This window comes from Streptomyces sp. NPDC030222 (assembly GCF_055573115.1).
In genome coordinates this window covers 138,942-163,911 of record NZ_JBVICA010000004.1, presented here as the reverse complement: position 1 = coordinate 163,911, position 24,970 = coordinate 138,942, and the positions used below count along the sequence as shown (strand labels likewise).

General features: G+C 71.5%; 19 protein-coding genes and 1 pseudogene. 13 read left to right on the top strand and 7 right to left on the bottom strand.

Annotated features, from left to right (window positions below; genetic code table 11):
* Positions 1-250 precede the first annotated feature (250 nt).
* On the bottom strand, positions 251-2,644 hold the full coding sequence (locus tag ACZ4Z5_RS07650; RefSeq protein WP_468258122.1) for an ATP-binding cassette domain-containing protein: 2,394 nt from the start codon (positions 2,642-2,644) through the stop codon (positions 251-253).
* Positions 2,645-3,268: 624 nt separating this feature from the next.
* A complete protein-coding gene (locus ACZ4Z5_RS07645; protein WP_468258119.1) occupies positions 3,269-3,679 on the bottom strand; it encodes a VOC family protein in 411 nt (136 codons plus the stop codon).
* Between the two features lie 273 nt (positions 3,680-3,952).
* Here ACZ4Z5_RS07645 and ACZ4Z5_RS07640 point away from each other — a divergent pair, with 273 nt between their 5' ends.
* Positions 3,953-4,381, top strand: a complete 429-nt coding sequence (locus tag ACZ4Z5_RS07640) for a helix-turn-helix transcriptional regulator (protein WP_468258116.1) — start codon at positions 3,953-3,955, stop codon at positions 4,379-4,381.
* A 10-nt stretch (positions 4,382-4,391) separates the two neighbouring features.
* Positions 4,392-4,808 (top strand): VOC family protein, encoded by a 417-nt coding sequence (locus ACZ4Z5_RS07635; RefSeq protein ID WP_468258113.1) that lies wholly within the window; start codon positions 4,392-4,394, stop codon positions 4,806-4,808.
* A gap of 330 nt (positions 4,809-5,138) precedes the next feature.
* Here the strand turns inward: ACZ4Z5_RS07635 and ACZ4Z5_RS07630 are convergent, their stop codons facing one another.
* A complete protein-coding gene (locus ACZ4Z5_RS07630) occupies positions 5,139-7,049 on the bottom strand; it encodes a protein-arginine deiminase domain-containing protein (protein WP_468258111.1) in 1,911 nt (636 codons plus the stop codon).
* Between the two features lie 695 nt (positions 7,050-7,744).
* Here ACZ4Z5_RS07630 and ACZ4Z5_RS07625 point away from each other — a divergent pair.
* Positions 7,745-8,611: an oxygenase MpaB family protein gene (locus tag ACZ4Z5_RS07625; RefSeq protein WP_468258108.1), complete on the top strand. Its 867-nt coding sequence runs from the start codon at positions 7,745-7,747 to the stop codon at positions 8,609-8,611.
* Entirely contained in the window at positions 8,608-10,182 is a 1,575-nt protein-coding gene (locus ACZ4Z5_RS07620; RefSeq protein WP_468258105.1) for a phytoene desaturase family protein, read from the top strand. The genes ACZ4Z5_RS07625 and ACZ4Z5_RS07620 overlap by 4 nt, the downstream gene beginning before the upstream one ends.
* A gap of 50 nt (positions 10,183-10,232) precedes the next feature.
* Here the strand turns inward: ACZ4Z5_RS07620 and ACZ4Z5_RS07615 are convergent, their stop codons facing one another.
* Entirely contained in the window at positions 10,233-12,056 is a 1,824-nt protein-coding gene (locus ACZ4Z5_RS07615; protein ID WP_468258102.1) for a serine hydrolase domain-containing protein, read from the bottom strand.
* A gap of 209 nt (positions 12,057-12,265) precedes the next feature.
* Here ACZ4Z5_RS07615 and ACZ4Z5_RS07610 point away from each other — a divergent pair, with 209 nt between their 5' ends.
* The 3 genes and pseudogenes from ACZ4Z5_RS07610 to ACZ4Z5_RS07600 form a co-directional block, all read left to right on the top strand.
* A complete protein-coding gene (locus ACZ4Z5_RS07610; protein ID WP_468258099.1) occupies positions 12,266-13,372 on the top strand; it encodes a nitronate monooxygenase in 1,107 nt (368 codons plus the stop codon).
* 13 nt (positions 13,373-13,385) lie between these two features.
* Positions 13,386-14,936 carry an acyl-CoA synthetase gene (locus ACZ4Z5_RS07605; RefSeq protein ID WP_468258096.1) on the top strand — a complete coding sequence of 517 codons (1,551 nt, stop codon included), beginning with the start codon at positions 13,386-13,388 and terminating at the stop codon, positions 14,934-14,936.
* 78 nt (positions 14,937-15,014) lie between these two features.
* Positions 15,015-15,301, top strand: a pseudogene (locus ACZ4Z5_RS07600) (ionic transporter y4hA); the annotation flags it as partial.
* Positions 15,302-15,396: 95 nt separating this feature from the next.
* Here ACZ4Z5_RS07600 and paaK read toward each other — a convergent pair.
* Positions 15,397-16,695 carry a phenylacetate--CoA ligase PaaK gene (gene paaK, locus ACZ4Z5_RS07595; RefSeq protein WP_468258093.1) on the bottom strand — a complete coding sequence of 433 codons (1,299 nt, stop codon included), beginning with the start codon at positions 16,693-16,695 and terminating at the stop codon, positions 15,397-15,399.
* 401 nt (positions 16,696-17,096) lie between these two features.
* On the opposite strand from paaK, the gene ACZ4Z5_RS07590 reads away from it, so the two are divergent.
* Positions 17,097-17,621 carry a VOC family protein gene (locus ACZ4Z5_RS07590; RefSeq protein WP_468258090.1) on the top strand — a complete coding sequence of 175 codons (525 nt, stop codon included), beginning with the start codon at positions 17,097-17,099 and terminating at the stop codon, positions 17,619-17,621.
* 108 nt (positions 17,622-17,729) lie between these two features.
* Here the strand turns inward: ACZ4Z5_RS07590 and ACZ4Z5_RS07585 are convergent, their stop codons facing one another.
* Positions 17,730-19,367, bottom strand: a complete 1,638-nt coding sequence (locus ACZ4Z5_RS07585) for an acyl-CoA synthetase (RefSeq protein ID WP_468258087.1) — start codon at positions 19,365-19,367, stop codon at positions 17,730-17,732.
* 165 nt (positions 19,368-19,532) lie between these two features.
* Between ACZ4Z5_RS07585 and ACZ4Z5_RS07580 the strand changes: the two genes are divergently transcribed.
* The 5 genes from ACZ4Z5_RS07580 to ACZ4Z5_RS07560 all read left to right on the top strand — a co-directional run bounded on the left by ACZ4Z5_RS07580 (position 19,533) and on the right by ACZ4Z5_RS07560 (position 23,868).
* Positions 19,533-20,342, top strand: a complete 810-nt coding sequence (locus tag ACZ4Z5_RS07580; RefSeq protein WP_468258084.1) for a crotonase/enoyl-CoA hydratase family protein — start codon at positions 19,533-19,535, stop codon at positions 20,340-20,342.
* Positions 20,343-20,358: 16 nt separating this feature from the next.
* Positions 20,359-21,303 carry a Zn-ribbon domain-containing OB-fold protein gene (locus ACZ4Z5_RS07575; protein ID WP_468258082.1) on the top strand — a complete coding sequence of 315 codons (945 nt, stop codon included), beginning with the start codon at positions 20,359-20,361 and terminating at the stop codon, positions 21,301-21,303.
* Positions 21,303-22,388: a thiolase domain-containing protein gene (locus tag ACZ4Z5_RS07570; protein ID WP_468258080.1), complete on the top strand. Its 1,086-nt coding sequence runs from the start codon at positions 21,303-21,305 to the stop codon at positions 22,386-22,388. The genes ACZ4Z5_RS07575 and ACZ4Z5_RS07570 overlap by 1 nt, the downstream gene beginning before the upstream one ends.
* Complete coding sequence (locus ACZ4Z5_RS07565; RefSeq protein ID WP_468258077.1) at positions 22,378-23,544, top strand: thiolase domain-containing protein; 1,167 nt, start codon at positions 22,378-22,380, stop codon at positions 23,542-23,544. Before ACZ4Z5_RS07570 ends, ACZ4Z5_RS07565 begins: the two co-directional genes overlap by 11 nt.
* An 84-nt stretch (positions 23,545-23,628) precedes the next feature.
* Positions 23,629-23,868: a DUF397 domain-containing protein gene (locus ACZ4Z5_RS07560; protein ID WP_468258075.1), complete on the top strand. Its 240-nt coding sequence runs from the start codon at positions 23,629-23,631 to the stop codon at positions 23,866-23,868.
* Positions 23,869-24,036: 168 nt separating this feature from the next.
* Here the strand turns inward: ACZ4Z5_RS07560 and ACZ4Z5_RS07555 are convergent, their stop codons facing one another.
* Positions 24,037-24,693: a pyridoxine/pyridoxamine 5'-phosphate oxidase gene (locus ACZ4Z5_RS07555; protein ID WP_468258736.1), complete on the bottom strand. Its 657-nt coding sequence runs from the start codon at positions 24,691-24,693 to the stop codon at positions 24,037-24,039.
* Between the last annotated feature and the right edge of the window lie 277 nt (positions 24,694-24,970).

Sequence of the window (24,970 nt, the reverse complement as noted above, 5' to 3'; positions counted from 1 at the left end):
GGCCGTTGTGGCACCGGCTACAAGACCGGCCGGGACAAGGCCGCGGCGGCGGACGGGACGACCGCCGTCGCCGACGGCATGGAGCGCTCCCTCGGCCCGGACCGTCCGACCACGCCTCCACCCGCCGTCCCTCACCCGGTGGGAGAACTCCCGGACCGACACCTGACGGAGGCCCGGGGTTCCCCTTCCGCATCACCCGCAGGTCGGTTGCCGGCTCGCCGACGTCACCCCGGCACCGCGAGGGTCTCGGTCAGCCGCCGACATAGGCCGCGAGGTGCTCGCCGGTGAGGGTGGAGCGGGCGGCCACGAGGTCGGCAGGTGTGCCCTCGAAGACGATCCTGCCGCCGTCGTGTCCGGCACCGGGACCGAGGTCGATGATCCAGTCCGCATGTGCCATGACCGCCTGGTGGTGCTCGATGACGATGACCGACTTGCCGGAGTCGACGAGCCGGTCGAGCAGTGCGAGCAGCTGCTCGACATCGGCGAGGTGGAGGCCGGTGGTCGGCTCGTCGAGCACGTACACGCCGCCCTTCTCCGCCATGTGGGTGGCCAGCTTGAGCCGCTGGCGCTCGCCGCCGGACAGCGTGGTGAGCGGCTGGCCGAGGGTGAGGTAGCCGAGTCCGACATCGCCGAGCCGCTCGAGGATCTTGTGCGCGGCCGGCGTGCGCGCCTCACCGGCGCCGAAGAACTCCTCGGCCTCGGTCACCGACATCGCGAGCACCTGGCTGATGTCGTAGCCGCCGAGGTGGTACTCCAGCACCGAGGCCTGGAACCGCTTCCCCTCGCAGTCCTCGCAGGTGGTGGCGACGCCGGCCATCATCGCCAGGTCGGTGTAGATCACGCCGGCGCCGTTGCAAGTGGGGCAGGCACCCTCGGAGTTGGCACTGAACAGCGCCGGCTTCACGCCGTTGGCCTTGGCGAACGCCTTGCGGATCGGCTCGAGCAGTCCGGTGTAGGTCGCCGGATTGCTCCGCCGGGAGCCGCGGATCGCGCTCTGGTCGACCGACACCACACCCTCGTCGGCGGGGACCGACCCGTGTACCAGCGAGCTCTTGCCGGAGCCGGCGACGCCGGTGACCACGCAGAGCACCCCGAGCGGGACGTCGACGTCGACGCCCTGGAGGTTGTTCGCCGTGGCGCCGCGGATCCGCAGCGCGCCGCTCGGCGTGCGCACCGATTCCTTGAGCACGGCCCGGTCGTCGAGATGGCGGCCGGTGACGGTGTCGCTGGCCCGCAGCCCCTCGACGGTGCCCTCGAAGCAGACGGTGCCGCCCTCCGTACCGGCACCCGGTCCGAGGTCCACGACGTGGTCGGCGATCGCGATCGCCTCCGGCTTGTGCTCCACGACGAGCACCGTGTTGCCCTTGTCCCGGAGGCGCAGCAGAAGGTCGTTCATCCGCTGGATGTCGTGCGGGTGCAGACCGATGGTCGGCTCGTCGAAGACGTAGGTGACGTCGGTGAGCGAGGAACCGAGGTGGCGGATCATCCTGACGCGCTGCGCCTCACCGCCGGACAGTGTGCCCGCCGGCCGGTCGAGCGAGAGGTAACCGAGGCCGATCTCCGTGAACGAGTCGAGGGTGCCCTGCAGCGCGGTGAGCAGCGGCGCCACCGAGGGATCGTCGAGTCCGCGGACCCACTCGGCCAGGTCGCGGATCTCCATCGCGCACGCGTCGGCGATGCTGATGCCCTTGACCTTCGACGACCGGGCCCCCTCGCTGAGCCGGGTGCCGTCGCACTCGGGGCAGGTGGTGAAGGTGACGGCCCGCTCCACGAACGCCCGGATGTGCGGCTGCATCGCCTCCTTGTCCTTGGACAGGAACGACTTCTGGATCTTCGGGATCAGCCCTTCGTAGGTGAGGTTGACGCCGTTCACCTTCACCTTGGTCGGCTCGCGGTAAAGGAAGTCGTGCATCTCCTTCTTGGTGAACTCGCGGATCGGCTTGTGCGGGTCGAGGAATCCCGACTCGGCGTAGATCCCCACGGTCCACACGTTGTCCGACTTCCAGCCGGGAATGGTGAAGGCCCCGTCGGAGATCGACTTGGAGTCGTCGTAGAGCTGGGTGAGGTCGATGTCGGAGACCTTGCCCCGGCCTTCGCAGTGCGTGCACATGCCGCCGGTGCGGGTGAACGTCGCCTTCTCGGCCTTGGTCCTGGCGCCGCGCTCGACGGTGATCGCACCGCTCGCCCGGACCGTGGCCGTGTTGAAGGAGTAGGCACTGGGCGGGCCGATGTGCGGCTCCCCGAGCCGGCTGAAGAGGATGCGCAGCATCGCGTTGGCGTCGGTGGCGGTGCCGACCGTGGAGCGGGGGTCGCCGCCCATCCGCTGCTGGTCGACGCTGATCGCCGTCGTCAGGCCGTCGAGCACGTCGACCTCGGGCCGGGCCGGGGTCGGCATGAAGCCCTGGACGAAGGCGCTGTAGGTCTCGTTGATCAGCCGCTGCGACTCCGCGGCGATCGTGTCGAACACCAATGAGCTCTTGCCCGAGCCGGACACACCGGTGAACACCGTCAGCCGGCGTTTCGGGATCTCGATGCTGATGTCCTTGAGGTTGTTCTCGCGCGCACCGTGCACACGGATCAGATCGTGGCTGTCGGCAGCGTGCAGCGCAGGCGACTGCGTATCCGTCTTCTCGGCCATGCCCATCGTGTCTCCATCTTGTCGCGCGGTGCGCTTTCGCGGTCTCCGTCTGCGCCGCCTCGCCCGATCCGGCCGGCATCGAGCGGTACGTCTTGTTCTCCTCCGCCGGGCTTGTTCTCCTCCGTCGGCGCGGCGGGCCGCCGCCGTTGCGCTGCCCGGCCGTGATCCGCGGTGCCGGCCGGTGTGCTGCGGTGGCCGTCCGGATCACGCCGACCGGGACGCAACCGGCAGCGCAGCCACCGCATCCACACCGCCTCGGCCCCTGGCATCCCCTGCCCCACCACACGGCACTCCCCTGCCGAGGCATCCGGCCACGACCGGCGGCTGTGCACAGCGGCTCGCCGCCGGGCACTCCGATCACTCGCATCCCAGCCGGGATGCGCCGGGGATGCGGGACCAGCGTACGGGGTGGCCGACCCACGGGGGCCGAGTCCGGCTGGCCCGACCGATCGCCCCGCCCCTGTGCATGCCGCCCCGGCACGCCGAGCTGCATGCACAGGAGCGTGAAGAAGCCCGGGGACGTTGGCGGCGGGGCCGGTGAGGTGTGGATCCGGGTGGCCGCCACCCGTGTTGTGCGCGGCCGCCTCCTCGGTGCCGTGCATGCAGGTCGTGGCCGTGACCGCCGGAAGCTCAGCGCAGCTCGTTGAAGCGGATCAGATTGCCCGCGGGATCGCGGAAGGCGCAGTCGCGGATCCCGTACGGCTGCTCGGCCGGCTCCTGGACGATCTCGGCGCCGCCCGTCCGGAGCCGCGCGAAGACGCCGTCGAGGTCCGTGGTGGCCAGGGTGATGCGGGCGTAGGTGCCTTTGGCCATCATCTCGGCGACGGTGCGTCGCTCGTCGTCGGTGACACCGGGATCGGCGGCCGGCGGCTCCAGGACGATGGACGTGTCCGGCCGGCCGGCGGGGCCGACCGTGATCCAGCGCCTGCCGTCGTAACCGACGTCCTTGCGGACCTCGAAGCCGAGGAGGTCGCGGTAGAAGGCCAGGGAGGCCTCCGGGTCGTGATGGGGGAGGAAGGTCCAGTGAATGGTGATGTCCATGGCCGTCACACTAGGTACGCCTCGGTGACCGACGCTTCTCCATTCCTGATCGATCCGGTCGCTCGTTGTCGGTTGGTACGGCGTCGTGCCGCCGTACGTACCCGGGGCCCGAGCCGCCACGCCCGGCGGATCGCCGCCAGGTCGATGCAGCGACTGCCGAGGCCGCCCGGCTGCGGGCCCGGCCACCTGCGCGGCCCTGCGGCATTGCGCAGCGGTCCGCCGAGCCCGCCTCCTCCCCGGCACCGGCCCACGGTGCTGTGGGAGACTGACCGGATGGGACGGCAGGACCTCGACGACCTCGTCCGGCTGCGGCGGGCCCGCGACCGGATGGACCGCGACTACGCCGAGCCGCTCGACGTTCCCGCGCTGGCGCGCGGCGCCCTGATGTCGCCGGGGCATTTCTCCCGCAGCTTCCGCGCCGCTTTCGGCGAGACGCCGTACAGCTACCTGATGACGCGCCGCATCGAGCGGGCCAAAGCGCTGCTGCGGCGAGGCGACCTCACGGTGACCGAGGTCTGCTTCGCGGTCGGGTGTACCTCTCTGGGGTCGTTCAGCTCCCGCTTCACCGAGCTGGTCGGCGAGAGCCCGAGCGCCTACCGGTCCCGGAGCCATGACCATGGCGCCGCCATTCCGGCGTGCATGGCCAAGATCCACACACGGCCGGTCAGGAATGGAGAAGCGCGCCCTGCGTCTCGGCCGTAGCGTGAGCGGCATGGACATCAGGCTTTCCCAATGCTTCATCGCCGTCGACGACCACGACAAGGCGATCGCCTTCTACCGCGATGTGCTCGGCCTCGAGGTACGCAACGACGTGGGGTTCGAGGGCATGCGCTGGGTGACCGTCGGGTCGCCCTCGCAGCCGGACGTGAACATCGTCCTGGAACCGCCCGCCGCCGACCCGAACGTCTCGCCGTCCGACAAGCAGGCCATGGCGGAACTGATGGCCAAGGGCCTGCTGCGCGGCGTCATCTTCGCGACCGACGACTGCGACGCCGCCTTCGAGCGCATCAGCGGCGCGGGCGGAGAGGTACTGCAGGAGCCCATGGACCAGCCCTACGGCGTCCGCGACTGCGCGTTCCGTGACCCCGCCGGCAACCTGCTCCGCTTCACCCAGCCACTCGCGAAGTGAGCCCGCGGCCGGGCCCCGCCGAGGGGTCCGGCGTTCCGGACCACGTCCTCCAGCCGACGCCGGGGCACCGCGGACCGCACGAAGGCCACCCGCCGGGCAGCAGAAGCGTCGACCGAACTGCGAGCAGTAGCCTTTTGCACGACGTGCAGCACTTGGCCGGCCACCTTCTCCGGATCGCATCGACCCGCAGTCTTCTACCTCGTCACAAGGGTGTTCTGGACCTTGCCCCGACCCGCTGCGCGGTACGGGAGGGGGCCGGAGCCGTGAACACGGCGGCGCCAGCCCGCAGTCGCGGACCGGCGCCCCGGCGCCCAGGCCTGTGCCCCTCCGTCAGGACCTCCACCAGGCCGCTGCCGTGTCGCGCAGCGTGTTGGTCCCGCAGTGGATCTCTCCCATGCCGAGGTGGTAGGTGTACCAGTCGTCGATGTAGGACACCTTCATCCCGCTCTGGACGTACACGGCCGTCACCGCCTCGGTGAAGATGTCCTTGCCGCCCACGACCGGACCCCACTGGCGCGGCGCCAGGTAGCGGTTCCGGCCGAGCAGGATGCCGTTGACCGCGCCCGGCACATAGGCACTGGTCATGACGGCAGGACCGGCGGCCCGGCCCGAGCGGTCCCGGGCGAGCCCCTTCTGCTGACCGTACTCGCGCACCACGTCGGGCACGTCGGCGCCCATCCTGGTCAGCCGCGGCACCTGGTCACCGCGCTCGCCGTGCTCGCTGCCGCGGGTGTAGAGGGCCGGCACCCGCACGATCTCGGCATCGGTGACGCCGGTCTCCCGCTTGAGGATCTCCAGATTGGCCCGGATGCGCTGCGCGGCCATGGTGTTGTCGGCCACCAGCCAGCGGGACCCCAGAGCCTGGGCGATGGTCTCCTTCGGGACCGGCAGGGACCCGGACGGGGGCAGCGAGAACATCCTCGCCGAACCGTGCCCGGTGCGCTGGGCGTCCTTGAGCAGCCGGAGGCCGGCCTCCGGGTCCGCGACAGCGATCTTCCAGCCCCGTGGCGTGTCCGCCGGCAGGAACTGGACGAACTCGTCGACATGCCCGACGTGCAGCCACGAGGTGTCCAGCAGCAGCGGGTCCTGAAGGCCCTGTGACCCGAGCAGCGTACGCATCACCTGGGCGGGCCGGGAGCCGTTGTCCTTCCGCTCGCCCATGATGATGCGCCCGGCCGGGAAGGACCGGCCGCCGTGGCTGTGCGGCGGAATGGTCTCCAGGTTCCCCATGGAGTTGAGCGTCCACTCCTCGTCGTCACGGGCCCCGGTGACCTGCACGACGCCGACGCCCTTGCCACGCAGCTTCTCGAAGAGCTCACGGCCCGCCGTGCGGTCCATCTGCGCCGAGCGCAGCATGACCCGTATCGCGTGCCGCCCGCCGCCTGGGGCCGCCATGCTCACATAGCCCGGCTCGACGAAGTCCTGCGCCCAGATGTCGTCGTACTTGTCGAACGTCACCAGCAACTTGCCGATGCCCGCCTTGCGGACCTCGTCGGCCAGGCCGTTCACGAACGCGTGCTGCCGCCGCGCGTACGCGTCCCTGCCGCTCACCTTGGTGACCATCAACTGCTGGGCGTTCTGGACGTGGTGGTGGGTGAGCAGCGGCGCGACCCGCAGGGTCACCTCGTCCGAGGTGGTCTTCCCGCCGGAGGCCACCGTCAGCCGGAGCACCGCCCGGCCGCCCCAGCGCGCCTTGTCGCGGATCACATCGGTCGCCTCGACACCGAACTCCACACCGGCGCGGAGTTCGGCCGCCGTCAGCCGGGTTGCGGCCGAGACCGGCACCCACCCCGCCGGGCGCTTGACGAAGACACGGGTGTTCCTCGCGCCCGCGGTGATCGACAGCGTGCCCGTCGCGTCATTGGCCAGGCCTGTCATCGGCACCGACCGTACCCGCGCCAGGTCGGCGGCATCGGCGCCACCGTTCACCTTGGCGTCGGCGGCGTCGTTGCACGAGGCCAGCTCCTTGTCGGACAGTGGTCTGCCGCCGCGGCCCGTGACGGGGCAACGCTTGCTGTCGTCGTCGATGTTGGGGAGGAAGACCGCCCCCCGTTCCGTGGACCAGCCGTCCTCACCGGCGGTGTCCGTGGTGCCGGAGACGTCGACCTGTCCGTCACGGTTCACGTCCGCCCGGAGATCCGTCTGGGGCGGGCCCGCCGCGAATGCCGGAACAGCGGGTACCAGAACCGCTCCCGCCACCGTGATGGCGAGAATCGCCCGGCCCGCTTGTCGTGTGCCCACGATGCATCCCTTCTTGAAGTCGATGACCGTGGGGGAAGAGCCGGCGTGAGGGAGATGTGTTGGCCGGTGCGACGAAAATCGTTCCATGGGCTGACATGGACCCACTTTGCGGCCGTTCCGGGTAGGCCTGCAGGAGGATGCGCCGACACCGGCTGTTGCGGTAACACAGCCCGATGGGCGCCCTGTTCGCGTGCCTCGGCCCTTCCGGGCAGGACTCCGGAACATGGACGGTTCCGGCTCGGTCGAGGCATGTCGTCCGCCATTCAATGATGCTGACGTCGAGTCAGCGTGACAAGCCGATGGTGGGGTGGGCCCGGACGTGATCAGCAGCCGGGGTCCGGCCCCGGGCCGCGGGGCGTACGGGGTATCCGCCGACGCCCCGGTCGTTCGCGGACGCACCGGCCCGAGCCACCCGTGGGATGCTTCCGTGCACATCGGCACCCACGACCGCGGCGCCGGTGATGGCCCGGACTCTCTCGCAACGTGATCTGCTGCCGTACCGAGCGAGAGGTGGAGGCCGACGGGTGACCGGAGACGGCCGTGTCCCGGTACGTTGGTGACGACGGGACGTGTGCACCACCACCCGGCTGGACGTGTGGGCCACCACACGGCCTTCCTGCTCGGGGTGGCGGCAGACCTCCTGGTCACGAAGCCGGACAGGTCACGACGGCAGTCGGGAGGCGCAGGTGCCGGGCATGGGCGATGCGGATGCGGACCCGGGGCTGTTCGGCCCGGCCTCGGTGACCTGGCAGCTGCACAGCGACCCCATGATGTGGGTGGCGGGGGTCCGCGCGCTCTACCTCCAGGCCCTCCATCCCCGTGCGGTCCGCGGCGTCTTCCAGAACTCCTCGTTCCGGCAGGACGCCTGGGGCAGACTGATGCGCACCGCCGCCTTCGTCGGCACCATCACCTACGGCACCACGCAGGAAGCGGAGCAGGCCGGGGCCCGGGTCCGCAGGATCCACCGCGCACTCGGCGTCGACGAACCCGATCTGCTGCTCTGGGTGCACTGCGCAGAGGTCGACTCCTACCTCACCGTCGGACGCCGCTCCGGCATCCGTCTCACCGAAGCCCAGGCCGACCGCTACATCGACGAACACCGCATCAGCGCCCGCCTCGTCGGACTCGACCCCGCCGACGTGCCCGCCGACCGGGCCGCACTGGACGCCTATTTCGAGGCGGTACGGCCCGAGCTCACCGCGGGCCCGGAGGCCCATGACGTCGCCGCCTTCCTCGGCAGGCCACCCGTACCGCCCCTGCTCGTCCCCGCCCGTGCGCTCCTCTGGCGGCATGCGACGACCCTGGCGCGCGACGCCCTGCCCCCCTACGCGCACCGCCTCTACGGGCAGCCCGCGCCCGCCCCGGACACCGTCACCCGCCGGCTCGTCGCCACGGGCCGGCTGCTGCGCGGCATCCCCGACGGACTGCGCTGGCAGCTCCCTCCGAAACAGATCCACCGGGCCCTGGCTCGTCTCGGCCGCGGAGCGCGGCCGGCGCCCCGACGACTGGCGCACGACGCGCCCTCGCCGCAGCCGGGCGGCTCGTGTTACGAAGAGCCATGACCGCACATGCTGAGTTCGCGATGGACGTGTACGACGCGGTGATCGTCGGCGGAGGCCACAACGGCCTGGTCGCCGCCGCCTACCTCGCCCGGGCAGGGCGCTCGGTCCTGGTACTGGAGCGACTGGACCGCACCGGCGGCGCCGCCGTCTCCACCCGCCCCTTCACGGGAGTCGACGCACGCCTCTCGCGCTACTCCTACTTGGTGTCCCTGCTCCCCCAGAAGATCGTGCGCGACCTGGGCCTGCGCTTCACCGTCCGCAAACGCTCCGTCTCCTCGTACACGCCCGTCATGCGGGACGGCCGGGCCACCGGGCTGCTGGTGGGCGGGGGAGAACACCGCACCCGAGCGTCGTTCCGCGCCCTCACCGGCGGCGACCGCGAATTCGAGGCGTGGCAGGCGTTCTACGCGATGACCCGGCAGGTCGCGGAACGGGTCTTCCCCACCCTCGCCGAACCCCTGCCGACGCGCTCGGCGCTGCGGGAGCGGATCGGTGACGAGGACGCCTGGCGCATGCTCTTCGAGGAACCCATCGGCCGGGCGATCGAGGAGCGCTTCACCGACGACCTGGTCCGCGGCGTGGTCCTGACCGACGCCCTGATCGGCACCTTCGCCGACGCCCACGACCCATCCCTCGCCCAGAACCGTTGCTTCCTCTACCACGTCATCGGGGGCGGCACCGGCGACTGGGACGTCCCCGTCGGCGGCATGGGCGCGCTCACCGGTGCCCTCGCCGACGCGGCGCGCGCGGCGGGCGCGGAGATCGTCACCGGGCACGAGGTGATCCGGATCCACACCGACGGACACCGCGCCGAGGTGGCCTACCGCACGGACCACGGCGAAGGGGCCGTCGCGGCCCGCAAGGTGCTGGTCAACGCCTCGCCGCAGGCCCTGGCCGCGCTGCTCGACGACGCACCCCCGGCAGTCCCCGCGGAAGGCGCCCAGCTCAAGGTCAACATGCTGCTGCGCCGGCTGCCGAGGCTGCGCGACCGCTCGGTGGATCCGCACGAGGCGTTCTCCGGCACCTTCCACATCGCCGAAGGGTACGAGCAGCTGGCCGCCGCCCACCGCGACGCCTCCGCCGGACGCCTGCCGGGATCCCCGCCCTCGGAGATCTACTGCCATTCACTGACCGACCCGACGATCCTCTCGCCCGAGCTCGTGGCGCAGGGCTGCCACACCCTCACCCTCTTCGGACTCCACACCCCGGCACGCCTCTTCACCTGCGACAACGACGGCACCCGGGACACCCTGCTCAAGGCGACGCTCGCCGAGCTCGACGCCCACCTGGAGGAACCGATCACCGACTGCCTGGCACTGGACGCCGACGGCATGCCCTGCATCGAGGCGAAGACTCCGCTGGACCTGGAACACGACCTGCGGCTGCCCGGTGGCAACATCTTCCACCGGGAGCTCTCCTTCCCCTACGCCGACGAGAGCGCCGGCACCGGCCGCTGGGGCGTGGAGACCGCTCACCCGAACGTCCTCCTCTGCGGGGCGGGCGCCGTCCGGGGCGGTGGTGTCAGCGGCATCCCCGGCCACAACGCCGCGATGGCCGTACTGGGCCGCTGACCGGCCGACGGCGCGCGGCGGGTGCTCCCGGCCGGGCCGAGGTGTGGGGGTCAGTCCTGCGACGCCGTCCAGCCGACGGCCTCCACCCGCGCCGCATCCTCCGGACGGGCCTCGTCGAACAGCGTGTGCGCACCGTCCTGCACCCGCATCCCGTCCACGTAGGCGCCGCGCCCCGTGTAGCGCAGGTCGCTCGCATACCGCCAGCGCAGCCGCAGCGGGGTGCCGCGCCAGGCGGCGAGATCCGCCTCCAGCCGGTGCCAGACCCGGCCCGACCAGCCGCTCACCACACCGGTCGGACGGGGCTCGGGGCACTGTCCCTTGCGCACGGTGGTGAAGGGGACCGGGCTCCACGTCGCCCCGTCGTCCGTGGACGCCTCCAGACGCAGGGTGTCCGCGCCGGGCTCGGTGTCCCACCACAGCGAGCAGCGCAGCCGCGCATGCGGCGACGACGGCTCCAGCACGGGAAGGGAGAGTGTCGCGGTGGTGACGTCGGCCATCCCGGAGAACCAGGCGGTGCGGCCGTGCGCGGGGCGTACGGCCACGGCACGGGCGAGGCGGTTGGCGACCGCCACGCGCGGGGCGCTGCCGGAGCGCCAGCTGCGCACCGGGTGCACGGAGTTGCCGAGGAGGACGAGGAAGGTGTCCGTGCTCGGGTCGAGGACCAGACTGGTCCCGGTGAAGCCGGTGTGCCCCGCGGTGCTCGGGGTGGCCATGGCGCCCATGTACCAGTGCTGGTAGAGCTCGAAGCCCAGACCGTGCTCGTCGCCCGGGAACGCGGTGTTGAAATCGGTGAACATCAGGTCCACCGAGGCCGGTTCCAGGATGCGGGCGCGTCCGTACGAACCGCCGTTGAGCAGGGTGCGGGCGAGCACTGCGAGGTCCCAGGCGCAGGAGAAGACCCCGGCGTGGCCCGCCACTCCGCCGAAGGCGTACGCGTTCTCGTCGTGCACCTCGCCCCGGACCATTCCCCGGTCCAGACCCGACCAGGGCGGCCGGGCGTCCTCGGTGGCGGCGATGGCCGGCTGCCAGGAGGCAGGCGGGTTGAAGCGCGTCCGGTGCATCCCGAGCGGAGCGGTGATCTCGTCGTGGAGCAGTGCGTCCAGCGGCCGGCCGGTGATCCGCTCCAGCAGCAACTGCAGGGTGATCAGGTTCAGATCGGAGTAGCGGTACGCACTGCCGGGCCGGCTCACCGGCTTCTCGTTCCAGAGCAGCCGCAGCATGCCGTCGCGGGTGGGCTCCTTGTGGAGCGGCAGCCACGCCCGGAAGCCGGAGGTATGGGTGAGCAGCTGCCTCACGGTGACGTCCTGTTTGCCGGCCGCGCCGAACTCCGGCAGCAGGTCGGCGACCTTCGTCTCCAGCGCCGGCGACCCGCGCTCGATCTGCTGCACGGTCAGGAGGGAGGTGAAGAGCTTGGTGACGGAGGCGAGGTCGTAGACGGTGTCCGGGGTCGTCGCGATCCGGCGGTCCTCGGGCAGTTCCACTCCGGCGCCGGTCTTCTCGTCGTACGCGGAATAACGCACCGCCATGCCGATCGCGTGGTGCAGCGCCACGACGCCGCCCCGGCCTGCGAGCAGGACCGCGCCGGCGTACCAGGGATGCTCGGGGGAGGGGCCGAGGAACGACTCGGCGTCCGTGACGAGCCGGTCGAGATGCCCGCGGAGCAGTCCGGCCTGCTCTGCGGTGCCGTGGCGCAGCGTGGGGCGCCCGTGGCCGGTGGGACCCGGACGGCGGACCGGCGCCGGGTCGTCGTGCGCGGCGGCCGCTCCCGGTACGGAGCCGAGAACCAGCGCGCCGCCGAGAGCCAGGATCCCGCCGCCGAGCCTGCGCCGGGAGACCGCCGGCGCGGCGGGGTGCCTTGTCGCGTCCTCGCCCATCACGGAGCCCCCTGAAAGATTCCTTCACCACTTGCTTCGGCTCATGGCACTTTCTTCCCCTCCTGCTCCGGTGTCAACGGTGCACCGCCGAGGGGATGTCGCCGCCCCTCGGCGTCGCCGTCGCGTCGCGAAACGTCCGACCCCGAACATCTGATGCTTCATCAGAAAATCTCTTCCCTCGTCCGCCGGGCTGCGGCATCCTGCGCCCCATGCAGACGGAGCTGAGCGCAGGACTGGGAGTCGAGCACGCCGTCTTCGGCTTCACGCCGTTCCCCGCGGTCGCCGCCGCCATCAGCAGGGCGGGCGGGTTCGGCGTACTCGGCGCGGTCCGCTACACCGCCCCCGACGACCTCGCCCGTGACCTCGACTGGCTGGACGCCCATACCGGCGGCAGACCCTACGGACTCGACGTCGTCATGCCCGCCGCGAAGGCGGAAGGGGTCACCGAGGCCGACGTCGAGGCGATGATCCCCGAGGGCCACCGGCGGTTCGTCGAGGAGACCCTCGCCAAGCACCGGGTCCCGGATCTCCCCGAGGGCGAGGACGGCGGATGGCGCATCACCGGCTGGATGGAACACGTCGCCCGCCGGCAGCTCGACGTCGCCTTCGACCACCCCATCCGACTGCTCGCCAACGCCCTCGGCCCGCCCCCGTCCGACGTGGTGCGCCGCGCCCATGACCACGGCGTCCTCGTCGCGGCCCTGGCGGGCAGCGCCAAACACGCCCGCCGCCACGCCGAAGCCGGCATCGACGTCGTCGTCGCCCAGGGCTACGAAGCCGGCGGCCACACCGGCGAGATCGCCACCATGGTCCTCACCCCCGAGATCGTCGACGCCGTGACGCCCCTGCCCGTCCTCGCCGCCGGCGGCATCGGCAGCGGCGAGCAGATCGCGGCCGGACTGGCGCTCGGCGCCCAGGGCGTCTGGCTCGGCTCGATCTGGCTCACCACCACCGAAGCCGAACTCCACTCCCGCGCCCTCACCCGGAAGCTGCTCGCCGCCGGCTCCGGCGACACCGTCCGCTCCCGCGCCCTCACCGGGAAACCCGCCCGCCAGCTGCGCACCGCCTGGACCGACGCCTGGGACGATCCGGCCGGCCCCGGAGCCCTCCCGATGCCCCTCCAGGGACTGCTCGTCGCGGAGGCCGTGTCCCGCATCCAGCGGTACGAGGTGGCCCCCCTGCTCGGTACCCCCGTCGGACAGATCGTCGGCCGGATGAACTCCGAACGCAGCGTCCAGGCGGTCTTCGACGACCTCACCCGTGGCTTCGAACGCGCCGTGGCCCGCATCAACCGCATCGCCGGACGCGACGTATGAGGAGGAGCGTGTCATGAACCAGTCCCCGAACGGCTTCTGGGCACAGGCGACCGCCGACCCGGACCGCACCGTCCTCGTCGCGCCCGACGGCGGGGAATGGACCGCCGGACGGCTCCACGCCGCCGCCAACCGGCTCGTCCACGGCCTGCGTGACGCCGGACTGGAACGCGGCGACGCCTTCGCCGTCGTCCTGCCCAACGGAGCCGAGTTCCTCACCGCCCACCTCGCCGCCACCCAGGCCGGGTTCTATCTGGTCCCGGTCAACCACCACCTCGTCGGACCGGAGATCGCCTGGATCGTCGCCGACTCCGGCGCCAAAGTGCTGGTCGCCCACGAACGCTTCGCGGAGGCCGCCACGCACGCCGCCGACGAGGCGGGCCTGCCCGCTGCCCGCCGCTACGCCGTCGGAGCCGTACCCGGCTTCCGGCCCTACGCCGGCCTCCTCGACGGCCGGCCCGACTCGCCGCCGCAGGGCCGCACGCTCGGCTGGGTCATGAACTACACCTCCGGCACCACCGGCCGGCCCCGCGGCATCCGTCGGCCGCTGCCCGGCAGCCTCCCGGAGGAGACCCATCTCGGCGGCTTCCTCGGCATCTTCGGCATCCGGCCCTTCGACGGCAACGTCCACCTCGTGTGCTCGCCGCTCTACCACACGGCCGTGCTCCAGTTCGCCGCCGCGTCCCTGCACATCGGGCACCCCCTGGTCCTCATGGACAAATGGACCCCCGAACACATGCTCAGGCTCATCGACGCCCACGCCTGCACCCACACCCACATGGTCCCCACCCAGTTCCACCGGCTCCTCGCCCTCCCGGAAGAGACCCGCACCCGCTACGACGTCTCCTCCATGCGCCACGCCATCCACGGCGCCGCCCCCTGCCCCGACCACGTGAAACGCGCCATGATCGACTGGTGGGGCGGCTGCGTCGAGGAGTACTACGCGGCCAGTGAGGGCGGCGGTGCCTTCGCCACCGCGGAGGACTGGCTGAAGAAGCCGGGCACCGTCGGCCGGCCCTGGCCCATCAGCGAGATCGCGGTCCTCGACGACGACGGCCGCCGACTGCCGCCCGGTGAACTCGGCACCGTCTACATGCGGATGACCACCGGCGGCTTCAGCTACCACAAGGACGAGGCCAAGACCCGGCAGAACCGCATCGGCGACTTCTTCACCGTCGGCGACCTCGGATACCTCGACGAGGACGGCTATCTCTTCCTCCGCGACCGCAAGATCGACATGATCATCTCCGGCGGCGTCAACATCTACCCCGCCGAGATCGAGGCCGTCCTCCTCGCCCACCCCGCCGTCGCCGACGCGGCGGCCTTCGGCGTCCCGCACGGCGACTGGGGCGAAGAGGTCAAGGCCGTCGTCGAACCCGCCGAGGGCCACGAACCCGGTGACGCCCTCGCCGCCGGCATCCTCGCCCACTGTTCGGACCGGCTGGCCGGATTCAAACGCCCTCGGACCGTCGACTTCATCCGCGAAATGCCCCGCGACCCCAACGGCAAGCTCTACAAACGACGGCTCCGCGAGCCCTACTGGGAGGGCCACGAACGCCCCGTGTGACCGAGCGCCACCCGGCCCCCTCCGGCACGGTGGGCTTCATGGACGGGGTGAGCGTCAAGCCGGTGACATCACGCTGGACTCGCGGCGGTCCGCGCAGCACGCCGCGACCGCGTCCAGACCGGTCTGGACCTCGCACCGGGCTCCGCGATCGCCGGCATCGGGCTGACCATCCCGGCGATCGCGCTGGCATCGGTGTGGCTCTCGGGTCCGCCGGTGCTCGGCCTGGGCGCCACCCACATGGTGCTGCTCGCCCCCGGTGATGGTCTGCGCACCGACGATCGTCCCGGGCCGGGCGACGCTCCTCCAGGGCGGAGGTACACCTGGTGATCTTCGCGGCGTTCGTCTTCCTGTCGATCAGCCCCTGACCCGACGGCGACCGCTCGGGCCGCGTCCGGTTCGGCTCCCACAACGCGAGGGCCGTCGCCGCCGACGGTCATGGAGGCGCGGGAGCGGCGCCGGTTCAGGCCCCGCCCTCACGCGGCCGCAGGTCGACGATCCGCTTGATCTTCCCTACCGACCGCTCCAGCGTCTCGGGATCCACGACCTCCACGCCCACGGACACCCCGATGCCGTCCTTCACCGCCGCCGCGATCGCTGCGGCCGCTGCGGCACGCTGCTCCGGGGTGGCCCCCCGCCGTGCCTCGGCACGCACGGTCAACGCGTCCATCCGTCCCTCGCGGGTGAGCCGCAGCTGGAAGTGCGGAGCGACGCCCGCCGTCCGGAGCACGATCTCCTCGATCTGCGTCGGGAACAGGTTCACGCCCCGGAGGATCACCATGTCGTCGCTGCGGCCGGTGACCTTCTCCATCCTGCGGAACGTCCGGGCGGTACCCGGCAGCAGCCGGGTGAGGTCCCGCGTCCGGTAGCGGATCACCGGCATGGCCTCCTTGGTCAGCGAGGTGAACACCAGCTCCCCGCGCTCCCCGTCCGGCAGCACCTCGCCGGTGATCGGGTCGACCACCTCGGGGTAGAAGTGGTCCTCCCAGATGTGCAGGCCGTCCTTGGTCTCCACGCACTCCTGCGCCACCCCGGGCCCGATGACCTCCGACAGGCCGTATATGTCGACCGCGTCGATGGCGAACCCGTCCTCGATCTCCCGCCGCATCTCCTCGGTCCAGGGCTCGGCCCCGAAGATCCCCACCTTCAGGGACGTCGACCGCGGATCGACCTCCTGCCGCTCGAACTCGTCCAGCAGCGTCAGCATGTACGAGGGCGTGACCATGATGATCTCGGGCCTGAAGTCCTGGATGAGCTGTACCTGCCGCGCGGTCATACCCCCGGACGCCGGGATCACCGTGCACCCGAGCCGCTCGGCCCCGTAGTGCGCCCCGAGCCCGCCGGTGAACAGTCCGTACCCGTACGACACATGCACCTTGTGCCCCGGGCGGCCGCCCGCCGCGCGGATCGAGCGGGCCACCACGTCCGCCCACACGTCCAGGTCGTGGTCGGTGTAGCCGACGACGGTCGGCCGCCCGGTGGTGCCGCTTGACGCGTGGATCCGCCGGATCCGCTCCTCGGGCACGGCGAACATCCCGAACGGATACCGGTCGCGCAGATCCGCCTTCGTGGTGAACGGGAAACGTGCGAGGTCCTCCAGCGTCCGGCAGTCCTCCGGCAGCACCCCGGCCTTGTCGAACGCCTCCCGGTAGAAGCCCACGTTCTGGTAGGCGTGCCGCAGGGACTTCCGGAGCCGCTCGAGCTGCAGGGCCCGCAGTTCCTCGCGGCCGAGCCGTTCCGCCGCGTCCAGCAGAGCCGTCATGGGGTCCACTCCCGTCCCGACACCGGTCGACCGATCATTCGGTCGATGTTCCTGGGTCAGTAATCCAGGTCCGCCCCCGGCTGGCAAGGGCTCCTCCGCCGACCGCGCGGCAGCGGGCAGCCCCAGGCCCACGCCGCCGGGCACGTCCTCGCCGGCGAGCTCGACGGCTGCCCACAGGCGGAGCGCGCTGACCCGATGGCCGTCGGCGTCTTCCCGGCCGCGGAGACGGCGGCGCCGCCCGGAGGCGGGCATTTCCCCTGGTCGGACGACCCCGCGTGGTTCGTGTGGACGGTCGAAGCCTTTCTCGCGGGGTGATCCTCCGCGGTCGGGGCAGAAGAATCTCGTGGGGCAGGAGCCTCGGAAGAGGCCGAGCCCGCGATCACGGTGTGAGGAGGCCGGCTGTGCCGCAACCAAAGGGAGCCGCGCTCGAAGCCGTCCGCGCCCGCAGGGCGGAGCTCAGGGCACGGCATCTCCGTGAGCCCGGGGCGCGGCCCGTCACCACGGTGCGCGGTGTGCACCACGTGGCCTTCATCTGCCGGGACGTCGAGGAGACGATCCGCTTCTACCAGGACCTGCTCGGCTTCCCCCTGGTGGAGATGGTGGAGAACCGCGACTACCGCGGTTCCACCCACTTCTTCTTCGACATCGGCCACGGCAGCCTGCTGGGCTTCTTCGACTTCCCGGGCCATGAGCACCCGCCCGTCACCGAGGCCGTCGGCGGCGTCCAGCACCTCGCCCTGTCGGTCGACGCGGAACACTACGAGAGGGCGAGGTCCGCCCTCGACGCGGCAGGCGTCGGGTACCTCGGACCGGACCGGGGAGTCGAGAACAGCCTCTATCTGCACGACCCGAACGGTGTCCCGCTGGAGCTCTACCTCCAGGAACTCGGCGTCTTCGAAGGCACACGACTCGTGTCGGCCGACTGAGCGGCCCGGCTCGCCGAGCGCCCGCGTGGCCGCGCGGCACCGCTGCGCCGGCCCGTATTGACCCCGGCAGTCCGTGCCTCGTGCACGGCCCGCCGCTCCGGCCGCGTCTCAGCCTTGCGCCGCCTCGGTCGCGACCGTGCGGGCCCAGCGGTAGTCGGCCTTGCCGCTGGGCGACCGCCGGATCAGGTCCGCCAGCACCAGCTGCCGCGGGATCTTGTAGCCGGCGAGGCGGGTGCGGCAGTGCGCCTGGACGTCGTCCAGGGAGGGTTCCGGCGCACCCTCCCGCAGCTGCACCACGGCGGCCACACGACTGCCCCACCGCGGATCGGGAACGCCCGCGACCAGCGCGTCGTACACGTCCGGATGCGCCTTGAGGGCCTGCTCGACCTCCTCCGGGTACACCTTCTCGCCGCCCGTGTTGATGCACTGCGAGCCGCGCCCCAGGACCGTGACGACGCCTTCCTCGTCCACGGTGGCCATATCGCCGAGCAGCACCCAGCGCTCCCCGTCCCGCAGGAAGAACGTCTCCGCCGTCTTGTCGGGGTCGTTGTAGTAGCCGAGCGGTACGTGCCCGCGCTGCGCGACCCGGCCGGGAACCCCGGGTGGCACGGGCCCGTGGGTCGCCGGATCGACCACCGTCGTACGGGAGTTGACCCGCAGCCGGAAGCCGTTCTCCGGGCCCGAGTCCGCGGTCGCCGTCCCGTTGAAACCCGACTCCGACGAGCCGAAGTTGTTGAGAAGCACGACATGCGGCGCGAGTTCGAGGAACTGCTCACGGACCGTGTCCGACATGATCGCGCCGGAGCTGGAGACGCTGAACAGCGAGGACAGATCGCACCCCTTGAGGGACCCGCCGAGCGCGTCGACGAGGGGGCGCAGCATCGCGTCCCCGACCAGCGACACGCTGGTCACCCGCTCGCGCTCGATCGTGCGCAGTACCTCCTCCGGCACGAACCTGCGGTGCAGCACCACCCGCTGCCCGAAGTTGAAACCGATGAACGCCGTCAGTGTCGAGGTGCCGTGCATCAGCGGGGGAGTGGGGAAGAAGGTGATGCCGTCGCCGCCTGCCGCGACGCGCTCGGCCAGTTCCTCGGGACGCTTGACGGCCTCACCGGTCGGTGCGCCGCCGCCCAGCCCCGCGAAGAACAGGTCTTCCTGACGCCACATCACACCCTTGGGCATGCCGGTGGTGCCCCCGGTGTAGATGATGAACTGGTCGTCGGCCGAGCGCGGGGCGAAGTCCCGCCCGGGAGAGCCCGCGGCCTCCGCCTCGGTGAACGGGACCGCCGCGGGCTGCGGCACGTCCCCGGGCGGGGTGCCGACCCGTACCAGGTGCCGCAGCTTCTCGGTACGGGGGACGGCGGCCGCGACCCGGTCGCCGAACTCCGCGTCGTAGACGAGGGCGGCGAGGTCCGCGTCGCGGTAGAGGTAGACCAACTCCTCTTCGACGTAACGGTAGTTCACGTTCACCGGGACGATGCGGGCCTTCAGGCAGCCGAGGGCGGTCTGGAGGTACTCGATCCCGTTGTAGAGGTGCAGGCCCAGGTGTTCACCGGGTTCGATCCCCGCGTCGAGCAGATGGTGCGCGATGCGGTTCGCCGCGGCGTCGAGCTCGGCATAGGTCAGCCGGCGGTCCGAGCACGTCCCGTTCCGCGCCGGATCCGAAGGGTCGACGTACACGAGCGCCTCGCGGTCCGGAACCACGTCGACGACCGACTCGAACAGGTCGGCAAGGTTGTACTCCACCGCTCCTCCTGACCCCGGGCCGGACTGGTCCGGCGGTCATTAGAGCGCCGTGCCGCACAACTGGGAAGGGGCGGCGCAGAAGAATCTGACTGAGTGTCAGGAAGCTATTGAACTGGGCACCCCTCTCCTGCAACCTGTTCTAGGTCTCGACACAGGAGGTCCGGCATGGGACTCGGCGACGGCACGGAACACCTGACCGCAGGACGCGAGGGCGCCACACTCGTCCTCACCCTGAACAGGCCCGAGGCCAGGAACGCACTCTCGATCCCGATGCTGGTCGGGCTGTACGACGGGTGGCTGGCGGCGGACGAGGACGACGCGATCCGCTCCATCGTGCTCACCGGAGCAGGAGGAGCCTTCTGCGCGGGCATGGACCTCAAGGCACTCGCGGGCAAGGGCATGGAAGACGACCGACACCGCCACCGCCTCCAAGCCGACCCCGACCTCCACTGGAAGGCCATGCTCCGCCACCACCGGCCCCGCAAGCCCGTCATCGCGGCCGTCGAAGGCCCCTGCGTCGCCGGCGGCACCGAGATCCTCCAGGGCACCGACATCCGCGTCGCCGGCGAGAGCGCCACCTTCGGGCTCTTCGAGGTCCGCCGCGGCCTCTTCCCCATCGGCGGTTCCACCGTCCGGCTCCAGCGCCAGATCCCCCGCACCCACGCCCTCGAAATGCTCCTCACCGGCCGCCCCTACAGCGCCGACGAGGCCGCCGCCATCGGGCTCGTCGGCCGCGTCGTGCCCGACGGCACCGCCCTCGACGCGGCGCTCGCCATCGCCGAACAGGTCAACGCCTGCGGTCCGCTCGCCGTCGAAGCCGTCAAGGCGTCCGTCTACGAGAGCGCCGAGATGACCGAAACCGACGGCCTCGAAGCCGAACTGAAGCGAGGCTGGCCCGTCTTCGCCACCGCCGACGCCAAGGAAGGCGCCCGAGCCTTCGCCGAGAAACGGCCCCCCGTCTACCGGCGACTCTGAAAAGGAGCCCAGGCCGATGCCCGAAGCACTCAGCGCACCGATGGTCGTCGAATTCCCCTTCACCCGCTCCCTCGGCCCCGTCCAGAGCGCCTTCCTCACCGGCCTGCGCGAGCGGACCGTCCTCGGCGTCAGGACGACGGACGGCCGCGTCCTCGTCCCACCCGTCGAATACGACCCGGCCAACGCCGAGGAACTCCGCGAACTCGTCGAGGTCGCCCCCACCGGCACCGTCACCACCTGGGCCTGGAACCCCGAACCACGGGACCGGCAACCCCTCCCGCACGCCTTCGCCTGGGTCCTCGTACGCCTCGACGGTGCCGACACGGCCCTCCTCCACGTCCTCGACGCCCCCGGCCCGGACAGCGTGCACACCGGCATGCGGGTCCGGGTCCGCTGGGCCGCCGAACGCACCGGTGCCATCACCGACATCGCCTGCTTCGAACCGTACGACGAGCCCGCCGCTTCCTGGCCCCGCGACCACACCGGCGCCTTCGACGACCCCGTCACCGGCATCGTCGCCCCCGCCCGCCTCGACTACACCTACACCCCAGGCCGGGCCCAGACCGCCCACCTCCACGCCCTCGCCGAGCACCGCACCGTCGGCGAACGCTGCCCTGCCTGCCACAAGGTGTACGTCCCGCCCCGCGGCGCCTGCCCCACCTGCGGCGTCGCCACCACCGACCGGGTCGAAACGGGCCCCCGCGGCACCGTCACCACCTTCTGCATCGTCAACATCAAAGCCAGGAACCTGGACATCGAAGTCCCCTACGTCTACGCCCACATCGCCCTCGACGGCGCCGGCCTCGCCCTGCACGGACGCATCGCCGGCATCCCCTGCGACCAGGTCCGCATGGGCCTGCGTGTGGAACCGGTGTGGACCGAGGGCAACCGCCACCCCGACCACTACCGGCCCACCGGCGAACCCGACGCCGCCTACGACACGTACAAGGAGCTGCTCTGATGCGGGACGTGGCCGTCGTCGCCTTCGCCCAGACCACCCATGTGCGCCGCAGCGACGAGCTCTCCGAAGTCGAAATGCTCATGCCCGTCCTCCACGACGTCCTCGACACCACCGGACTGCGCACCCGGGACATCGGCTTCATCTGCTCCGGCTCCAGCGACTACCTCGCCGGCCGTCCCTTCTCCTTCACCATGGCCCTCGACGGCGTCGGCGCCTGGCCCCCCGTCTCCGAATCCCACGTCGAGACGGACGGGGCCTGGGCCCTCTACGAAGCCTGGGTGAAACTCCTCACCGGCGAGACCGACACCGCCCTCGTCTACGCCTACGGCAAGTCCTCGCCCGGCGACCTCCGCGACGTCCTCAGCCGTCAGCTCGACCCGTACTACGCCGCCCCCCTGTGGCCCGACTCCGTCGCCCTGGCCGCACTCCAGGCGCAGGCACTCGTAGACGCAGGGCACGCCGACGAAGCCGCGTTCGCCGCCGTCGCCACCCGCAACCGCACGGCCGCGGCCACCAACCCGTACGCCCAGCTCACCGGACCCCGGCCGCACGGAGACCTCCTCGTCCACCCCCTGCGCACCGGAGACTGTCCACCCGTCGGCGACGGCGCGGCCGCCGTGATCCTCGCCGCCGGCGACACCGCCCGCAGGCTGTGCTCCCGGCCCGCCTGGATCCGCGGCATCGACCACCGCGTCGAAGCCCACAGCCTCGGCGTCCGCGACCTCACCGACTCGCCCTCCACCCGCCTCGCCGCACAGAAGGCCGGAGCCTTCGACCGCATCCGCGGCACCGGCGGCACGACAGGCGCCCCCGACGTCGACACCGCCGAACTGCACGCCCCCTTCACCTCCCAGGAGATCGTCCTGCGCCGGGCCCTGCGTCTCGACGACTCCGTCGACGTCAACCCCTCCGGCGGCCCGCTCGCCGCCAACCCCGTCATGGCCGCCGGTCTCATCCGCATCGGCGAAGCCGCCGCCCGCATCCACCGCGGCACCTCGGACCGCGCTCTCGCCCACGCCACGTCCGGCCCCTGCCTCCAGCAGAACCTCGTCGCCGTACTCGAAGGAGACGACCGTGCCCAGTGAACCCGTGGCCGTCGTCGGCATCGGCCAGACCAAACACGTCGCCGCCCGCCACGACGTCTCCATCGCCGGACTGGTCCGCGAAGCCGCCCGCCGCGCACTCGACGACGCCCAACTGACCTGGACCGACATCGACGCCGTCGTCATCGGCAAGGCCCCCGACTTCTTCGAGGGCGTGATGATGCCGGAGCTCTATCTCGCCGACGCCCTCGGCGCCGTCGGCAAACCCATCCTCCGTGTCCACACCGCGGGCTCCGTCGGCGGCTCCACCGCACTCGTCGCCGCCAACCTCGTCGCCGCACGCGTCCACGGCACGGTCCTCACCGTCGCCTTCGAGAAGCAGTCCGAGTCCAACGCGATGTGGGGCCTCTCCCTCCCCGTGCCCTTCCAGCAGCCCCTCCTCGCCGGCGCCGGCGGATTCTTCGCCCCGCACGTCCGCGCCTACATGCGCCGTTCCGGCGCCCCGGACACCATCGGCTCCCTGGTCGCCTACAAGGACCGGCGCAACGCCCTGCGGAACCCCTTCGCCCATCTCCACGAGCACGACATCACACTCGAGAAGGTCCAGGCGTCCCCCATGCTCTGGGACCCCATCCGCTACTCCGAGACCTGCCCCTCCTCCGACGGTGCCTGCGCCATGGTCCTCACCGGCAGGACCGGCGCGGCACGCGCACCCCACCGGCCCGCCTGGGTCCACGGCGGAGCCATGCGCAGTGAACCCACCCTCTTCGCCGGCAAGGATTTCGTCTCCCCCCGCGCCGGAAGGGACTGCGCCGCCGACGTCTACCGCCAGGCCGGAGTCACCGATCCACGCCGCGACATCGACGCGGTCGAGATGTACGTACCGTTCTCCTGGTACGAGCCCATGTGGCTGGAGAACCTCGGCTTCGCCGCCGAGGGCGAGGGCTGGAAAGTCACCGAGTCCGGCGCCACCGAGCTCGACGGCGATCTGCCCGTCAACCCCTCCGGGGGAGTACTGTCCACCAACCCCATCGGCGCCTCCGGCATGATCCGCTTCGCCGAGGCGGCACTCCAGGTCCGCGGACAGGCGGGCGAGCACCAGGTCGAAGGAGCCCGCAGAGTCCTCGGCCACGCCTACGGGGGCGGCGCGCAGTTCTTCTCCATGTGGCTCGTCGGCTCCGAACCGCCGACGCGCTGAGCGTGTTCCGTCCGTGCTCTGTCGGTGACAGCGAGCGATCGCTAGGCTGCTGGCGCGCGACGCCGAACCGGGAGGAGTACGGACGTGACCGACACCACCACCCAGCAGACCTTCGCCGGCTGGGAGAAGCCGGAGCTCGACCTGACGGAGGCCGACTGGCAGTCCAGCAGCCAGGGCGCGGGGGACGTCCAGATCGCGTTCGTCGAGGGCTTCATCGCCATGCGCAACGGTGCCAAGCCGGAGAACCCCTCACTGATCTTCACCCCTGCCGAATGGCGGGCCTTCGTCATCGGTGCGCGCAACGGCCGGTTCGACCTGACCTGAGGCGACCTGCCCTGGCGCCGCTCTGCTGCCGGCCCGGCCATCCGGCAGGACCGGAGGGCCCGGGAGGGGCGCACCGGTCCTGGCCGACACCCGGCCACAGCCTGTCTCCGGCCCTGGTCTGTACCCGGCGCCCCGGTCAGTCTCCGGATGCGGCTGCCGGCGGCCCCGTCACGGCCACAGCAGTCCGCGCTCCCAGCCGTCTCCCGAGCGCCGGTATTCAAGACGGGTGTGCCGGCGACGCTCGTCCGCCTGCCAGAACTCCACCGACTCCGCCCGCACCGTGTAGAGGGTCCATCCCTCGGCCACGAGGTCCGGCTCGCGCCGCACCCGGTCCAGGGCGGCACGCCACGCCCGGTCGTGCTCCGCGAGGTCCGACAGGGGCGAGCTCTGCCTGCCGAGCAGCGCCTCCGCCCGAGCCTCGGGGCTGCGGGCCAGGAAGTCCGCGGCGCCGGCCTCCGGCCCCTCGACGACGACGGGACCGGAGATCCGCACCTGCCGGGCCGACGACTGCCAGTAGAACGTGAGCGCCGCATACGGCCGAGCCGCCAGATCGCGCCCCTTCCTGCCCTCCCGCTCCGAGGCGAACTGCCAGCCGCCGTCGTCCGTGACGTCCTTCAGGATCAGTGTCCTGGCGGACGGAGTGCCGTCCGCTCCGGCCGTCGACAGTGTCATCACGTGAGGCCCGGGGACCCCCGTCGCCACCGCCGCCATCAGCCAGGTCACGAACAGCTCCACCGGATCGTCCGGAGCCGCATCCGTGTCGAACGACGGCCTGTCGTCCCCGAACACCGGCAACCCGCGCAGCAGTTCCCGCAGTCCGGTCATCATGCCTCCCCGCGTAGACGTCCCGGTGCGAACGTACCCCACCGCCCGTGCAGCGACGATCATGAGCGGAAAGCGGGATCCGAGCGGGATCCGTACGGGACGCAAGCGGGCTGCCGAGCGGCATGCGGCCCCCGGCAGAACCCCCGCGGACACGTCCTCGCCTTCGCTCCGGCCAGGTGGTCACGCCGTGATCCCGATCGTCACCGTGCCCGGTCGTCAGCCGACCGCACACGCCGGACACGGCTGCCGACGTCATCGCCGCTTCTGCTCGGACCAT

What these genes read in the sequence shown, in the direction of transcription:
- ACZ4Z5_RS07650 (WP_468258122.1), bottom strand. Translation starts at nt 2,644, where the DNA reads ATGGGCATGGCCGAGAAGACGGATACGCAGTCGCCTGCGCTGCACGCT.
- ACZ4Z5_RS07645 (WP_468258119.1), bottom strand. Translation starts at nt 3,679, where the DNA reads ATGGACATCACCATTCACTGGACCTTCCTCCCCCATCACGACCCGGAG.
- ACZ4Z5_RS07640 (WP_468258116.1), top strand. Translation starts at nt 3,953, where the DNA reads ATGGGACGGCAGGACCTCGACGACCTCGTCCGGCTGCGGCGGGCCCGC.
- ACZ4Z5_RS07635 (WP_468258113.1), top strand. Translation starts at nt 4,392, where the DNA reads ATGGACATCAGGCTTTCCCAATGCTTCATCGCCGTCGACGACCACGAC.
- ACZ4Z5_RS07625 (WP_468258108.1), top strand. Translation starts at nt 7,745, where the DNA reads ATGGGCGATGCGGATGCGGACCCGGGGCTGTTCGGCCCGGCCTCGGTG.
- ACZ4Z5_RS07620 (WP_468258105.1), top strand. Translation starts at nt 8,608, where the DNA reads ATGACCGCACATGCTGAGTTCGCGATGGACGTGTACGACGCGGTGATC.
- ACZ4Z5_RS07615 (WP_468258102.1), bottom strand. Translation starts at nt 12,056, where the DNA reads ATGGGCGAGGACGCGACAAGGCACCCCGCCGCGCCGGCGGTCTCCCGG.
- ACZ4Z5_RS07610 (WP_468258099.1), top strand. Translation starts at nt 12,266, where the DNA reads ATGCAGACGGAGCTGAGCGCAGGACTGGGAGTCGAGCACGCCGTCTTC.
- ACZ4Z5_RS07605 (WP_468258096.1), top strand. Translation starts at nt 13,386, where the DNA reads ATGAACCAGTCCCCGAACGGCTTCTGGGCACAGGCGACCGCCGACCCG.
- paaK (WP_468258093.1), bottom strand. Translation starts at nt 16,695, where the DNA reads ATGACGGCTCTGCTGGACGCGGCGGAACGGCTCGGCCGCGAGGAACTG.
- ACZ4Z5_RS07580 (WP_468258084.1), top strand. Translation starts at nt 19,533, where the DNA reads ATGGGACTCGGCGACGGCACGGAACACCTGACCGCAGGACGCGAGGGC.
- ACZ4Z5_RS07575 (WP_468258082.1), top strand. Translation starts at nt 20,359, where the DNA reads ATGCCCGAAGCACTCAGCGCACCGATGGTCGTCGAATTCCCCTTCACC.
- ACZ4Z5_RS07570 (WP_468258080.1), top strand. Translation starts at nt 21,303, where the DNA reads ATGCGGGACGTGGCCGTCGTCGCCTTCGCCCAGACCACCCATGTGCGC.
- ACZ4Z5_RS07555 (WP_468258736.1), bottom strand. Translation starts at nt 24,693, where the DNA reads ATGACCGGACTGCGGGAACTGCTGCGCGGGTTGCCGGTGTTCGGGGAC.